The following is a 13,099-nucleotide window of genomic DNA, read 5'->3' on the forward strand; positions in this document are numbered from 1 at the left end:
GGAAGGTTAGGTCACTTGAGCGATTACCCGAACAGAGAAGCGCCTACGGCGCGCAACTCGTCGGCTTTCACGTCCGCGTAGATCGACAACGCCACCGCCGGGTCATGACCGTGCCACGCTGCGACGATGTGCGGGGGATGTCCCTGATCGAGCATGAGTGACACCGACGTGTTGCGTAAGCCGTGCAGCTTGATCCGCCGCAGCCCGGCCCGCGAGCGCAGCCGCTGGAACTCGTCGGTGTAGGACTCAGGGCGCAGCGGTTCGCCGTCCTCACGCACGGCTACTAGACGGTCATCGGACCACGGCACGCCGAGCGCCATGGCCTCGCGTTTCTGGGCTGTCTTGAGGCTACGTAAGGCCTCGGTCACGTCCGCAGGAAGCGGCAGATCGCGACGGCTGCGCGTTGACTTGGGTGCACCCTCTACAGCTTCACTGCCTACGGCCACCCGGCTGCGTCGCACCAAGAGTGTCCCGGTGTCGAGGTCTACCAACGACCAACGCAGACCCAGTATCTCGGAGCGCCGCAGCCCGTAGCACGAAAGAAGCCAGCAGGCGTACAGCCGGTGATCGGATACAGCTTCGCGGAACTGGCCGACTTCGGCCAGAGTCCACGACTTCACCGTCTGCTCGTAACTGTCGGCGTCCCCTTTGCGCTGGCTGTCGTCGGGGTCGGCATCCTTTGGCCGTTCGACCAACGCAATCACGTTGCGCGGCAACACACCCTGATCGACATAGCTTTGGACGACGGCGCAGAAGGCCGTCAACGTGGAGCGGACGGTCTGCGCGCTCAGACCGCGCTTCTCGGCGGTGACAGCGCTGTCCTCAGCAGCGGGGGCGTACACACCGCGCCTCAGGCGGGCTACCCGTCTTGTGCCCAGTAGAGCCGAAAGTGCAGAGTGCACGTCGCCGGGCAGCGCGGCGGCAAGATCGGCGGAGGTGATTCCCTCCGGGTGTTCGGATACCAGAGCGACCACCCGGCCCGCGAGGGAGTCGGCGCGGTAGTGACGGGGGGAGGTGCGGGCTTCGGTCAGCATCCACTGCACAAGGCTGTCGCCGTCAGTCTTGGTCAATTGTTGGAGCTTCTTGCCGCCGAGGTAGCGCCGCGCGGGTTTCAGATCGTTCTCATAGCTGTAGATGGTGACGCGCCGGATGCCGCGCCGACCGGCCAGCCACTCGTCGCACGCCTCGTCAACCGTGATGGCCGTAGGCTTGTTGTAGGTGCCTGAGGAGACCTCGCTGGTGATGCGCCGAAACTCGCGCCGGGCTTCGGCTTTGGTGCGGAATGTGAACTTACGGCGGTCACGGCCACCATCAGGCTTAGTCCCCACATCGACCTGGAACCAGTAACTCACTGTCCCGTTCTTGGCGGTGTGCTGGCTGATCGGTTCTGCCCGTCGAGTGCGCTTGGGCTTGCCCTGCTCCGTGCTCATTGGTCGTCCTCCTTGACGTTGGTGGGTTTCGGTTGGTGGAGGCGTTCGCGCGCCTTGGCGATAGCAGCCGTTGCGTTCTCCTGCCGCTTCTGTTTCCGTTGTTCCGGTGTGCTGGGGCTCGCGTCACGCTGGCGCGGTGGGGGCGCTTTGGGCAACGACTCGTCATCGAGCAGGCCCTCGTCTTTCGCACGCCGGATCAGCCGGTCGAGGGTGCCGAAGCTCAGATGCATCTGTTCCTTGACGGTCTTGCGCACCGGCAGGCCCAGCTCGCGCGCCTCATAGACAAGGCGCGCAACCATGTTCAGCTGATCGTCGGTCCCCATCTCTGGACGCGTGAGGGTCTGGGCAGTGTCACCAGGTGCGGCGATCAGGCCGCCGATGCGGTGATGCCATTGCACTGCCGTCGCCGCTAGGCGTCGCACCACGGGTTGCACGATCGCGTAGTCCACCGCGCCGTCGTCGGCAGTGATGGTCAGCTCGGTGAGCTGTGGTCCGTCGGGACCGGTTTCGGCCCTTACGACGTAGGTCTGCGGATGCCCGTGCAGCCTAATTCGCACGCGTTCATGGGGTTCGGGAACGCGGCCAGGTTTGTGTCCGGGTTCGCCGGAATCGGTCGACTCCACGTCGCCGCGACTCAAGTTTCCGCGCTTAACCCTTCGCATAATGAGGAATGTAACCTATGTACATTCCTCAGGCAACCCCCGATGCTAGTTGCATGACCACCACTACCGAAGCTCCAGCCGCACGGCCTCTAACTCTGGACGATCTGCGTGCAGAAGGAACGACCGTAAGTGTCAGGCGCGCAGCCGAATACATCGGAGTAAGCCACGCGTACGCCTATCACATGGCGCGCGACGGATTGCTCCCCACAATCAAGCTGGGCACCCGTCGCATTCGCGTTCCCACTGCCTCATTGCTGCGCATGCTCGACCCGCAGGACTGCGGCATTGTCTAGTCGAGGCATGAGCACCGGCGAGAGCTGTGCACCCCGAGTCGATGGAATAACCGCTATGCCAAGCGAATCGCGGCCAGAACCGCCGCCTTGAATCGGTGCGCCCGGCGGGCACCACCCCGCCGGGCCAACGACACCGAGTCATGCTCGACCCATCTACGGAAGACCGAACAAATGAAGAGTATCAAGAACGACGGCATTGTGGCCGGGTCAGAGGCCAACGGGCACAGCCATAACGGGGTGGGCCAGTTTGTCGGACCAAGCACCGACAGCCGTTCGCAGATGCCGTCGGACCCGCGTGGCCGCGTACACGGGCAGCCGGGATATAACCCATTCGACAATCCCGCCGCCGAGGCGAAGCGTCAGCAGAAAATGAAAGTGGAGGCCGTCACCGAGGATCGCAAGAACCGTTGGAAGCCACACTGGTTCGCGCTAGATAGCCTGGCTGAGCTGTCACATCCATGGGCTAGCAAGCTCGTGTGGAAGTTTGAGCGCCACGACGCCTTCCGGGACCCTGTCACCGACCCGCCCACGGTGATGTTCTGTGGCGTGGATGCGGTGGAGGCAGGTGCCGGTGATGAGCATCTGGAAGCGCTGCACAAGCTCAAGCCAGATGAGATGGCGGCGCTCAAGATCCGTGCCGCCGCCATTCGCCAGGACCGCCGCAAGCAAGTGGACAGCATGGCGCGTGCCATTGCCGTCGAGCGCGAGGGTGGGAACACTGAACTACCCCCGGTAACCAGTCTGCGCGATTTGCTCGCAGAGAAGGACGATGACGACGAGTTTCGGATCGCGAACGTCTGGCCGGGTGGCGGGGCGAAAGTGTTGTGCGTGGCTCAAGCTGGGGGCGGCAAGACAACGCTGAGCGGCAACCTGATGCGCTCTCTCGCCGACGGCGATTCGTTCCTTGATGTGTTCCAGGTGTCACAGCGCGCCGAGCGCATCGTGATCATCGACAATGAAATGACCAAAGGCATGCTGCGCGGCTGGCTACGGCGGCAAGGCGTCCGAAATGTCGGCGCGGTGGCCGATGTCGTCACACTGCGCGGGCAGGCCGGTCTGTTCGATATGGGCAACGACCGGCTACGCAGCCTGTGGACCCGACGTTTGGCCGATCTGGGTTGCGATTTCGTGGTGTTCGACTGCCTCAAACCGGTGCTGGAAGCGATGGGCTTGGACGAGAACCGCGAGACCGGAAGGTTCCTGTACCCGTTCACCGAAATGCTGGCCGAAGCCGGGGTCAACGATGTGCTGGTTCACCATCACATGGGCCATGCGAACGAACGGGCGCGCGGGGATTCCTCAATGCTCGGCTGGTCGGATGCCAACTGGAAAATCGTCGTCCAGGCCAATGAGGTCACCGGGGACAAGCTCCGGTACTTCTGCACCGACAAGGTTCGAGGCGCTGAGCGTGAGGTGAAAGAGGGCCTGCTGACATACGCGCACAGCACCGGGCACCTGACGTACGCAGGCGGTGACCGTGTCGCAGCGAAGAAGGAGGCAACGGTGGACCAGCGCATCGAGCGCATCCTGGAGGTGCTGGCCGACAGTCACGCCGACGGAACCGAGGTCATGAACAAGTCGGCCATCCGCAAGGCCGTGGGCGGCAAGACGGAGATCACCGACGACGCGCTCGGGAAGTTGATGCAGGAGAAGGCCAATCCGCGCGTTGTCTGCCGACATGAGGGTAGGTCGCAGCTCTATCAGCTCACCCCGTACGGCATGGACCCCATGAATGTTGCGGATACCAAGCGCCCGGCGCTTTTCGGTCGAGCGGAGTCCGGCGACGGGGTCAAGGAACCGAGATCGTGAAAATGCCTTGCGACCTGCATTTTCTATCGTCCCCATACGAAGGGTACGACGCCCCAAAATCTTTCGTCCCCCACCGAGGGGGCGAAGGGGTACGGCACCGCATGAAAACCATGTTTGAACTGCATTTTCTATCGTCCCCTCGGGAGGGTCAGATAGGAGACCATCCCTATCGTCCCGTGGTACCCCTCCCTATAGGGGAGGGGTACGGACGTGGGCACGGTTATGAACGGCCAAACGAAAAGGGCACCGATACCGCTGGAGGGATGCGGAGGCGGTGGAGTCAGATGGGTGTGGAGGGCTGTAAGGACATGACGGCACCACAGCTCACCCGCCGACCGTTCGAGAGCTGTGGAGGCGGTGAAGATGTGGCGACGCTTCCCGAAATACCAAGTCGCAGAACGGACAATGCCGCCGTGCGACAGTGTTGTAGATGCACGTAATGGGAACACAATGGGTGCATGGCACCACGAGAGAACAGACAGGATTCCTATGCCCGCGCTGCCCGCGCTTCCGACATGCGGGCAACCGGGCAGACCTGGCAGATAATCGCGGACTCCGAGGGCTACCCCAGTCTGCTGGCAGCGAAGAAAGCGGTGGAGCGTCATCGCCAGCGCAACCCTCTGGGAACCGTTGCGGGGCTGCGTTTTGATTCCCACGAGGGCTACCGGATTACCAAGGCAACCCTGTTCGGGTGCATGGCCGAGGCAAGGCAGCGAGGAGACCTGACCGAAACCATCGCAGCGGCACGAGCCATCAACGACACCATCGACAAGCAATGCAAGCTGATGGGCGCGCACGTCTCGGTTTCTCAGCAGGTCGATGTCAACGTGACCACCGACCCTGTGGCGCTGCTCGACAAACTGGAGCAAGCGCTATTGGCCCGCGACGACCAACGCCAGTTGCAGCTACAGACCCCCACCATTGATGCCGAATTCGAGGGGATCGAACGATGAGCGCCACCACAACCGCCGACCTGATCAGGGCCGCAACATCAGTCGCCCGCGATGTGTCCGACGGCAAGCTCGACCCGGCGACTCTTGAACAGCAGATGGTTGAGGAACTTCAGGCGCTTGTCGCCGTCGTGGTCGGCGCAGGTGATCCGCTCTGGGACTTGCAGGTTCAGGTCGCCTCGGGCGTCTTGGCGGCCGGAGGTATCGAGGCCAACGAACTTTCCGAATGGGCAGCAGTTGCACACCGTCGTGAGAACCCCGATGCGCCTTCGGAGGCCGCTGTGCCGATCGGCGGTGCCGATACCCCGCCGGAAGCCATTTTGTCCGGCTCCGGCGAGCTGAGCCCCGAAAGCGACCCCGCTGATGATGATTTCGCCGACGTACCGCGTGAGGTCCTCGCCGAAGCCGAGGCGGCGGCGATGGAAATCATCGACTTGTGGCGCGAGGCCAACCGATGAATGTTCTTTCCCGTCTGCGTGATCTGACTGCGGCCGACCCTGAACCCGAGCCCGAACCGGCACCTGACCCAGTGCCGTCCGTCGGCTGCCGGAAGTGCGCGCCAGCACCACTCAATCGTGGGCCAAAGTTCGGCGGCACCATCCTGGCTCGTGGTCGCGGCGTCCCCGCAGACAACGGTCTTCGCGTCCTGTAGCGCCCTGGCCTGCGCGTCTATCTGGACTAGACCCGTGCGAGGCAGTGCCGACCGCCGCATCGAGCGTCTAAATAGAGTCCATTGCGGATTGATCGACAGTGTTCTAATATGACTTTTAGAGTTCAAATAGACACTAGAGGGGCGGACATGAGCAAGGGCCAGACCATCGGTTACGTGCGAGTTAGCACCACCGACCAGAACACTGAGCGGCAGTTAGACGGTATCCAGGTGGACAAGACGTTCACCGATCACGCATCGGGCAAGGACACCAACCGGCCAGCGCTGCAGGAGTGCCTCGCATACCTCCGCGAGGGCGACACACTGGCTGTCCACTCGATGGACCGATTGGCCCGCTCGCTGGTCGATCTTCGCCAAACCGTGGACCAGCTGACCGCCAAGGGCATCCGGGTTCGATTCGTCAAAGAGGGCCTGACCTTCGGCGATACCAGCGATCCGTGCGCCGTGCTGATGCTGAGCGTCATGGGCGCGGTGGCCGAGTTTGAGCGCGCCCTCACGCTGGAGCGTCAGCGTGAGGGAATCGCTATCGCTAAGACCAAGGGGGTCTACAAAGGCCGAGTGCCCGTCCTATCCGAGGAACAGGCCGCAGACGTTGACCGACGCATGGCCGACGGCGAGTCCGCGACGGCGCTTGCGCGCGAGTACGGCGTATCCCGCGCAACCGTCTACAACATGCGGTGGAACGAAGCCGACGTGATCGCCGTGGATGACCTGTTCCGCAAGCGCGGCAAGCTCACTCGCGAGCACGATGAGGTGAAAGAACTGGCCGAGCGGCTTGGACGTGCCCCGTCGGCAGTATCTGCACGCATGCGCAACCTCCAGGCAGCACACGCCGAGCCGGGTGTATACCCCGGAACCAGCTGGCATTTCACCCGCACGGACCGCTTGGTGGCCGACCGAGCGTGAACCGACACGCCCGCGACACGCCGGAGCGTCCAACAATTTTCTGCGCGCTCCCCTGCGGTCACTAGGCGGTGATCACAATGCCGCCATGCTTTTAATGTCCCTCGTCGTTGGCAAAGCCCTGTCGGACAATGCCGCGTTATTACCTTGTCCAACAACATATTCGGCGTCGCCGCTTCTGTGCTTCTGCACTCACGCGCCGTACTCTTCGGGCATGAGCACAACAACTGCCGTTGCCGTTGCCGTTGATCCGGCTTCCCGCTCGGACGCGTCCTGGCGTGCCCTGCTCGGAAATCTCAAACTGCGTGGAGCGCCGGACACCGACTCCCAGGTGATCGCATGTCATCAGGGACTTGCCTTTCACCGCGCTCGAAAGGTCCTTGAGCGCGAGGTCAATTCCCTGAGCGCGCCGGGTGTGGATCGCTTGGTTGCCACCCTGCGACAGGGAGCACATAAGGCCATCGATGCCGAGGTCGATTCACTGACCCCACCGGGCGTGGATCGCCCACACAATGCCCTCGGTGAGGCGGTGGCCCGATGATCGCCAAGAGACGCACCAAGCTCGGTCTGCCACCGGTGAGTCCGTTGATGCCTTCTGCCGCTGGGGCTCCCAAGGCCAAGGCATCTCAGGCTGAGCTTCGGGATCGCCGCCGCAAGCGGTTGCCGATTCATCTAACTGGCACATTCAACCTCGCCGTCGAAGTCCGGGATGTTTGCACGCCTGCTGCCTATGCCACCTCAAAGCTCCCCGAACCACGCGCGGCCCGTCGCCTCGTCGAGGCTGTGAATGAAGCTGTCGCCGAGCTTGTCCACGTCGGTTCGGGGCTGGTCGCGGAGTCGTCCGCCGTTGACGGCCAGACGCGGCGTGCTGCGGGAGACCGTGCGGCGCGACCGACTCAGCCGGAAATCACCGCTGATGTGCTGATTAGCGGATCGTGGGCAGATGTCCTTGCTGACTATGCCAAGCAAGTCAGCGGCGCGCTGAGCGCGGTGCTTGACCGTGCTCATCCACCGGATGCATATGCGTTGCGCGGTAATCCCAGCGCCTCCGAACGCGTCGAACGTGCCCTGCGCGGGCTCGATTCGGCGGTGTTGAGCCTCGAACGCGCAGTGCCCAAGATCGCTCAGAGACAAAGCCTTCCGAGTATCGAGGACTGGAATCGCCAGCAGCGCGAGCGCCAGGCCACCGAGCGCGCCGAGCGCGTTACCCGCCGGTTGGCCCGGATCGGAGTAGCGCCGTGAGCCGCCGCGAAATTGCAGGTCAGTGCCGTGTATGCCACGGCCCATGCCTGATGTGGAAAGGTTCAGTGCACCGTTGGACCTGCTCATCGTGCCTGGAGCGGTACCTGGCCGAAGGTCCAGCTCTGCGTCATCGGTCTGAGACTCCACCTCGCGGGCGATCTCCGGCCCTCCGGTAAGCGCCGGGATCGGTGGCGGCTGGTTGTGGACCGGTCATCGATCTCGGCGCTTACTCAACGCAGACCACCACTAAGAGAACGGAAATCCGATCATGTTACGCACCACAACGACACGACCGCGATTGGTCACCCGCGAAGACTTCGCCCGCCGAATGAAACCACGCGAACTTGATGTGTTTGACCTCTGTGCGCACGAGGCCGGACATGCGGTCCGAGGCGTCTTGCGAGGCGGCGAGGTAACCGCCGCTGGAGTTTTCGGAGGGCGCGTCGCGCCGCTGCACGGCCGGACCCGCTTCCGCGAGGCCTTCACCCGCGATCACATCCCCACGGTCGCGTGGAGTGGGCCATGGTCGCAAGCTCGATGGCTGGCCGGTGATCGCCCGACCCCCGGACAGGTGGACTCCGTACTCGCCGCTGGGGGCTGCCACGATCACGACCAGATGCTGCGTGCCTACGCGGGCTCGGGTGGAGCGGCGCGGGTCGATCACGCAGCGGAAAATCACCTGCTCCAGCGGTGCTGGCCATCCGTTCTGGCACTTGCCTCCCGGATCTATTCGAACGGGGAGGTTGACCACCTGGCCGTTCTGGAAGCCCTCGGCCTGACGCGTGACACCGCCGCCTTCGGCCTCGCAAATATCAAGGCCGGAGCCGCCCCACGACTTCACGGCACAATGCCGTTCACCCGCTTCTGACCCCCACATCACCACCGTCATGTGGCCTGCCTCGGGGCCACACGGCGACACCAAACCGTCCGAACACCAACGACACCCGAGGAGCCCGACATGACCGCCGCCGCTGTATCACCTGTCACCCTGAATGAGCAGATCCGGGAAGGCATCTTGTCCCGGCTCACCGATGATCTGGTTGCCTGGGCGGATATTCGTCGCCATCTGCCCGGCGGACTGCAGAGCCAGGGCGAGGCACTAATCGACTTATTTGAACGCGGAAAGGTCTACTGCATCAAGATCGGTGGCCGCAATTTCGTCAAGAAGCCTTTTTGTCTTGGTACTGAGCGGCCGTCGCCGCACACTCGGTGCCGTGAATTCCAGGTGCTCTGATGACCGCCGCCGCCACCACAGTGCCCCCGATCAACACCTTGACCGCTGCCCGCGCCGTGGCAGCGGTGCGGTCCCGGCGACGGCCGGGATCGCCGGCCGAGTTGGCAACCCGGTTGATACCGGGTTATCGGATTACACCGACGATTCAGCTGATCAGCGACGAGCTGGCGGCGGCGGTGGAGCAGCCGGATGCGCGGGTGATCCTGACGTGTCCACCGCGCACCGGGAAATCAGTTCTGACCAGCCAAGTACTGCCGGTGTGGGCGCTCATGAACAACGCCGACTCCGAGGTCATGATCAAGAGCTACGCCGATGATCTGGCCGAGGAACACTCGGCAGCGGCGCGACGGCTGATCTCCGAGAACACCGAGCTGGTCGGGATCTCACTGGCCGCCGACAAAAAAGCCGTCGGACGTTGGCGCGTCGAGGGTCATCGCGGCGGCATGCTTGCTGGTGGAATCCTTTCGGCAAGCACAGGCTTCGGCTCCGACGTGCTCGTAATTGACGATCCGATCAAGGGTGCACAGGAAGCCGATTCACCGGCGTACCGGCGTCGCTTGATCAACGAATTTCGTGGGTCGTTACTCACCCGGCTTATGCCCGGTGGCAGCGCCATCGTGGTCCTCACTCGTTGGCACGAACTCGACCTAGCGGGCGAGCTGCTGGCCGAACCAGGCAGCCGGTGGCGTCATATCAACATTCCGGCCATCAGCACCGCCGGTGTGCCCGACGCCCTGAACCGGGAACGCACCGGGGTGGCGATGGTTTCCGCGATTGGTCGCACCGCCGAGCAGTTCGCAGAGATCCGGCGCGGTGTCGGTGAACGTGTCTGGGCTGCGATGTATCTCGGTGTTCCGAGCACCCCCGAAGGCGGATTGGTCAAAAGCGCGTGGCTGGACTCCTGGCGTCTGCCGGTGGCCCCTGCGGGCATGATCAAGACCGTCGTCGGCGTCGATCCCGCCGACAGCGGCCAGGGAGATGAGACGGGCATCGTCGCGGCCTCGCTGTCCGGCGACGGCACCACGGCACTGATTGCCGACGTGTCCGGCCGGATGACCTCTGATGAATGGGCCACCCGCGCGGTGCGTCTGGCGCTGGACACAGGTGCCAGTGAGATCAGCGTGGAGGCCTTCGCAGCGGGGACAACCTACGTGAGAGTGGTCAAGGAGTCCCTGGCCCGCGCCAAGCCCGACCGGCACATCGCGGTGACGGCATGGCCCCCCAAGGGATCTGGCCGGGGCAAGGGCGACGCGATGGCTCGCGCGGCGGCACTGCTGCAAGCCCTGGAGGTCGGAACATGCCGCCTAGCCGGACACCACCCCGAGTGGGAACAACAGGCCGTGGGATGGCAGGCCGGACAACACCAGCCCGACCGAGTAGCCGCCCTCGTCATCGCCCACGATGTCCTGATCCACGCCGCAGGCGGCGGCCTGACGTTCGGTGTCCCCATCGCCAGTCCAACCTCGCTGGCGTCCTACGTCAGCCGGAAGATCGGGTGATGCTGTGGCCCGCATGAAGATCGTCCGCCGTCGCCGCCCGCTGGTGGAGGCATTGGTCAACGAGTCCGGTGCCCGCCGACGCGCACAAGAGCGCGGTGAGGACCCAGACGAGTGCCCGGAAGCTCTTGCAGCGCAGGCACAAGCCAACCTCGCCTGGATGCTCCGACAGCGGGTAACCGATGGCCCGAGCGACTACATACCAGGGCTGTCCGATCCGCTGATCGACTGAATACCAACTGATTCGGGCTTGGCAGACGCTATCCAGCCCTATGCTCGCACGATGGTTCCTGACCTCGAAGTCAACGATTTCTCGATCATTTTCGAAACAAGGGCATCACACTGCACATCAAGGACAATGACGGAAAGCAGAACGGGCGTATGGCTCGCCCGTCGCGCGATAGGTTCCCGAACGCGTACGTCGGCGATCTCGTGCCCAACGGCAAGGGCTGGACGGTCGTCGGGCCGCTGTACTGCCCGAACTGGCACAGCGTCGAGGAGTCTGGTTGGACGCAGCGCTGCCCGCCGTGCGAATGCGGGCGGCGACACCACGTGTGGACCTGCCATTGCGGGGCGGCGATCCACGCACCGAAACTGGGTCCGCACTGCCGGATCATCTACGGCCCCAAGGCCCCTTACGAGGCGCGGCAGAACGACTAGCCGCCACCCACCAGGGCACACTTGAGTTCGAGGCCTGTCCGGCGGCGGTCTCTGTCACGATCTACCGTATGGCCCCAGACCCGGAAGACAACGAGTCCTCGATCACGGACGAATATGGGTTCGCCAAACGAGCTATCGAAGAGGCGCTGAAATCGCCTGGCAACACTCGCGTCGGTGCCGTCATAACGCGGGGCAACACCATCCTCGCAACCGGATACAAGGGCGAGATTGACGGTGAACACGCAGAACAAGTAGCCCTCCGGAAGGCTCGCGAGGCCGGTATCGATCTCGCCAGGGCCTCGCTTTACACAACCCTGGAACCATGCGCAAACTCCAGGACAGCCTCCCGAATTCCGTGCGCAACACTCATTGCCGACGCGGGCATCACCGTCGTCCACATAGGTCAATACGATCCGAATCCACAGGTCAACCGACTCGGGTGGAAGTACCTGCGCGACAACGGCGTCAGGCTCCGGGACTTTCCGGCAGACCTTCGGAAACAGGCCCACAGCGCCAGCGAGGACTTCACCAAGGTGTTCACGCGGGGAACCGGCATGAGCGCGGGGGCCAAGTTCGATTACACGACGAACGGCGGCCTGTTCACCATCAGTGTCGATGAGCAGGCCGACGCGCCCTCATGGGAAACGAAGTGGGCCAACTGCGGTGCCTCGGCCATCTACATGTATGGAGGCATCCCAGGCGTCGTCGCGCTGGCACGCTATGCCAAGGAATTCGGCGACATCGATGACCCAGACGCGCTCGACTACGAGAGCTATTCTCCAAGGATCCCGGTGGGGTCTATAGGTGTGATGCGCAACGAGCATGGGCACGTGCTGTGCAAAGTCACCAAAATCGAACCACCGCCCGAGTACGGAGGCACCGGGCATGTCTCCGTCTCTATCAAGTGGGAAATTCGGCTGGCCGAAGCCGATCCGACTAAGTGACCGCTGCCCAACTCCTAAGAGAACGCCGTCTACTCCGCCTCAGATGTCGGAGTGGCAGCTTCATCGGGGAGCCGGAGATCGCCGAAGACCAGCAAGGGCTCCTTCGCGGTGCGCCACGGTATCCACCACTCGGACGTGTTGATCGGATGATCGTCGGGTATATCGGGACTGTGCTCAAGGATGCCAGCGAGGCGTAGCAGAGCCCGGCACCAATCGATCAACTCCTTCAGTTCCGCGAGCGTCTCGCGCAGTTCCTTCTCGGTGATGCTGTCTTCATGGCGGTGCTGCTGTGCCCACTCGTCGTCGCGCCACTGCAACCCGAGTGATGGCCCTTGCGCTTTGTACGAATCTCCCGCCTGGCCAAGGCGTGTGAAGTACAGCACTCGATCCGGCGGCTCTTCACCGACGATCGCGCTGACGTAAAAGAAGTGTGCGAACTTCTGGCGGACCTGGTCGCAGTGGTGCACCTTTGACGCGAATCGATCATGCGGCCAACGAAGCCGGGACTTCTTCGCCAGCTTGTTCATGGCCGCTGGGAGATTCTCAGAGCCGAGCGGTGCGGCCTCCGGCCCGGCCTCCACAAACCTGCACATGTTGACCGCGGCCTTCAACTGCTCCCAGCCGCCAATAATTTTCAGCACCAACGCCTCGATATTGGTCGGGGGGTTGAAAGCCTGCTCTTGCTTGTAACGGGCGTTCGCCAGTGCCTCGCTGTTCGTCAGTCGCTTTAGGGGCGACGACTCCGAGTCCGCATCATTGGCGGTCATTCGTAGCACGATAGTGCTCCGGTGCGAGCTCGTGTGTGC

15 protein-coding genes and 1 pseudogene are annotated in these 13,099 nt (G+C 63.4%); 13 read left to right on the top strand and 3 right to left on the bottom strand.

Translation table 11 applies throughout. The features are described from left to right. Positions 1–23 precede the first annotated feature (23 nt). Positions 24–1,430 carry a site-specific integrase gene (locus tag HBA99_RS09220; RefSeq protein WP_070951177.1) on the bottom strand — a complete coding sequence of 469 codons (1,407 nt, stop codon included), beginning with the start codon at positions 1,428–1,430 and terminating at the stop codon, positions 24–26. Next, positions 1,427–2,092, bottom strand: coding sequence for a hypothetical protein (locus HBA99_RS09225; protein ID WP_131822793.1), 666 nt, complete (start codon positions 2,090–2,092; stop codon positions 1,427–1,429). Before HBA99_RS09225 ends, HBA99_RS09220 begins: the two co-directional genes overlap by 4 nt. Positions 2,093–2,145: 53 nt before the next feature. Here HBA99_RS09225 and HBA99_RS09230 point away from each other — a divergent pair, with 53 nt between their 5' ends. The 13 genes and pseudogenes from HBA99_RS09230 to HBA99_RS09290 all read left to right on the top strand — a co-directional run bounded on the left by HBA99_RS09230 (position 2,146) and on the right by HBA99_RS09290 (position 12,293). Beyond that, positions 2,146–2,385 (top strand): helix-turn-helix domain-containing protein, encoded by a 240-nt coding sequence (locus tag HBA99_RS09230; protein ID WP_070949257.1) that lies wholly within the window; start codon positions 2,146–2,148, stop codon positions 2,383–2,385. 171 nt (positions 2,386–2,556) lie between these two features. Then, positions 2,557–4,194 carry an AAA family ATPase gene (locus HBA99_RS09235; protein WP_070951175.1) on the top strand — a complete coding sequence of 546 codons (1,638 nt, stop codon included), beginning with the start codon at positions 2,557–2,559 and terminating at the stop codon, positions 4,192–4,194. Between the two features lie 458 nt (positions 4,195–4,652). After that, entirely contained in the window at positions 4,653–5,147 is a 495-nt protein-coding gene (locus tag HBA99_RS09240; protein WP_070951174.1) for a hypothetical protein, read from the top strand. After that, a complete protein-coding gene (locus tag HBA99_RS09245) occupies positions 5,144–5,602 on the top strand; it encodes a hypothetical protein (RefSeq protein ID WP_070951173.1) in 459 nt (152 codons plus the stop codon). The genes HBA99_RS09240 and HBA99_RS09245 overlap by 4 nt, the downstream gene beginning before the upstream one ends. 341 nt (positions 5,603–5,943) lie before the next feature. Continuing rightward, positions 5,944–6,492, top strand: a pseudogene (locus tag HBA99_RS09250) (recombinase family protein); the annotation flags it as partial. A gap of 439 nt (positions 6,493–6,931) precedes the next feature. Next, positions 6,932–7,258, top strand: coding sequence for a hypothetical protein (locus HBA99_RS09255; RefSeq protein ID WP_070951172.1), 327 nt, complete (start codon positions 6,932–6,934; stop codon positions 7,256–7,258). Further along, the gene (locus tag HBA99_RS09260) at positions 7,255–7,959 is read left to right on the top strand and encodes a hypothetical protein (protein WP_070951171.1); all 705 of its coding nucleotides are present in this window, start codon (positions 7,255–7,257) and stop codon (positions 7,957–7,959) included. Before HBA99_RS09255 ends, HBA99_RS09260 begins: the two co-directional genes overlap by 4 nt. Before the next feature lie 268 nt (positions 7,960–8,227). Next, complete coding sequence (locus HBA99_RS09265; RefSeq protein WP_131822791.1) at positions 8,228–8,827, top strand: hypothetical protein; 600 nt, start codon at positions 8,228–8,230, stop codon at positions 8,825–8,827. Between the two features lie 90 nt (positions 8,828–8,917). Continuing rightward, a complete protein-coding gene (locus HBA99_RS09270) occupies positions 8,918–9,193 on the top strand; it encodes a hypothetical protein (protein WP_070951169.1) in 276 nt (91 codons plus the stop codon). Further along, entirely contained in the window at positions 9,193–10,692 is a 1,500-nt protein-coding gene (locus tag HBA99_RS09275; RefSeq protein ID WP_070951168.1) for a terminase large subunit domain-containing protein, read from the top strand. Before HBA99_RS09270 ends, HBA99_RS09275 begins: the two co-directional genes overlap by 1 nt. 13 nt (positions 10,693–10,705) lie before the next feature. After that, positions 10,706–10,921: a hypothetical protein gene (locus tag HBA99_RS09280; RefSeq protein WP_070951167.1), complete on the top strand. Its 216-nt coding sequence runs from the start codon at positions 10,706–10,708 to the stop codon at positions 10,919–10,921. A gap of 149 nt (positions 10,922–11,070) precedes the next feature. Then, positions 11,071–11,349 carry a hypothetical protein gene (locus HBA99_RS09285; protein ID WP_081347573.1) on the top strand — a complete coding sequence of 93 codons (279 nt, stop codon included), beginning with the start codon at positions 11,071–11,073 and terminating at the stop codon, positions 11,347–11,349. Positions 11,350–11,417: 68 nt separating this feature from the next. Continuing rightward, positions 11,418–12,293: a deaminase gene (locus tag HBA99_RS09290; RefSeq protein WP_070952273.1), complete on the top strand. Its 876-nt coding sequence runs from the start codon at positions 11,418–11,420 to the stop codon at positions 12,291–12,293. A 29-nt stretch (positions 12,294–12,322) separates the two neighbouring features. Here HBA99_RS09290 and HBA99_RS09295 read toward each other — a convergent pair whose 3' ends face one another. Further along, entirely contained in the window at positions 12,323–13,060 is a 738-nt protein-coding gene (locus tag HBA99_RS09295; RefSeq protein ID WP_070951166.1) for a hypothetical protein, read from the bottom strand. Positions 13,061–13,099 lie beyond the last annotated feature (39 nt).

Origin of the sequence: Mycobacteroides chelonae (genome assembly GCF_016767715.1) — a bacterium.
Taxonomy (GTDB): Bacteria; Actinomycetota; Actinomycetes; order Mycobacteriales; family Mycobacteriaceae; genus Mycobacterium; species Mycobacterium gwanakae.

Excerpts from the sequence above, each read along its gene's own strand:
- HBA99_RS09270 (WP_070951169.1), top strand. The coding sequence starts at position 8,918 with ATGACCGCCGCCGCTGTATCACCTGTCACCCTGAATGAGCAGATCCGG.
- HBA99_RS09290 (WP_070952273.1), top strand. The coding sequence starts at position 11,418 with ATGGCCCCAGACCCGGAAGACAACGAGTCCTCGATCACGGACGAATAT.
- HBA99_RS09285 (WP_081347573.1), top strand. The coding sequence starts at position 11,071 with ATGGCTCGCCCGTCGCGCGATAGGTTCCCGAACGCGTACGTCGGCGAT.
- HBA99_RS09240 (WP_070951174.1), top strand. The coding sequence starts at position 4,653 with ATGGCACCACGAGAGAACAGACAGGATTCCTATGCCCGCGCTGCCCGC.
- HBA99_RS09220 (WP_070951177.1), bottom strand. The coding sequence starts at position 1,430 with ATGAGCACGGAGCAGGGCAAGCCCAAGCGCACTCGACGGGCAGAACCG.
- HBA99_RS09260 (WP_070951171.1), top strand. The coding sequence starts at position 7,255 with ATGATCGCCAAGAGACGCACCAAGCTCGGTCTGCCACCGGTGAGTCCG.
- HBA99_RS09275 (WP_070951168.1), top strand. The coding sequence starts at position 9,193 with ATGACCGCCGCCGCCACCACAGTGCCCCCGATCAACACCTTGACCGCT.
- HBA99_RS09230 (WP_070949257.1), top strand. The coding sequence starts at position 2,146 with ATGACCACCACTACCGAAGCTCCAGCCGCACGGCCTCTAACTCTGGAC.
- HBA99_RS09255 (WP_070951172.1), top strand. The coding sequence starts at position 6,932 with ATGAGCACAACAACTGCCGTTGCCGTTGCCGTTGATCCGGCTTCCCGC.
- HBA99_RS09235 (WP_070951175.1), top strand. The coding sequence starts at position 2,557 with ATGAAGAGTATCAAGAACGACGGCATTGTGGCCGGGTCAGAGGCCAAC.
- HBA99_RS09225 (WP_131822793.1), bottom strand. The coding sequence starts at position 2,092 with ATGCGAAGGGTTAAGCGCGGAAACTTGAGTCGCGGCGACGTGGAGTCG.
- HBA99_RS09295 (WP_070951166.1), bottom strand. The coding sequence starts at position 13,060 with ATGACCGCCAATGATGCGGACTCGGAGTCGTCGCCCCTAAAGCGACTG.
- HBA99_RS09265 (WP_131822791.1), top strand. The coding sequence starts at position 8,228 with ATGTTACGCACCACAACGACACGACCGCGATTGGTCACCCGCGAAGAC.
- HBA99_RS09245 (WP_070951173.1), top strand. The coding sequence starts at position 5,144 with ATGAGCGCCACCACAACCGCCGACCTGATCAGGGCCGCAACATCAGTC.
- HBA99_RS09280 (WP_070951167.1), top strand. The coding sequence starts at position 10,706 with ATGAAGATCGTCCGCCGTCGCCGCCCGCTGGTGGAGGCATTGGTCAAC.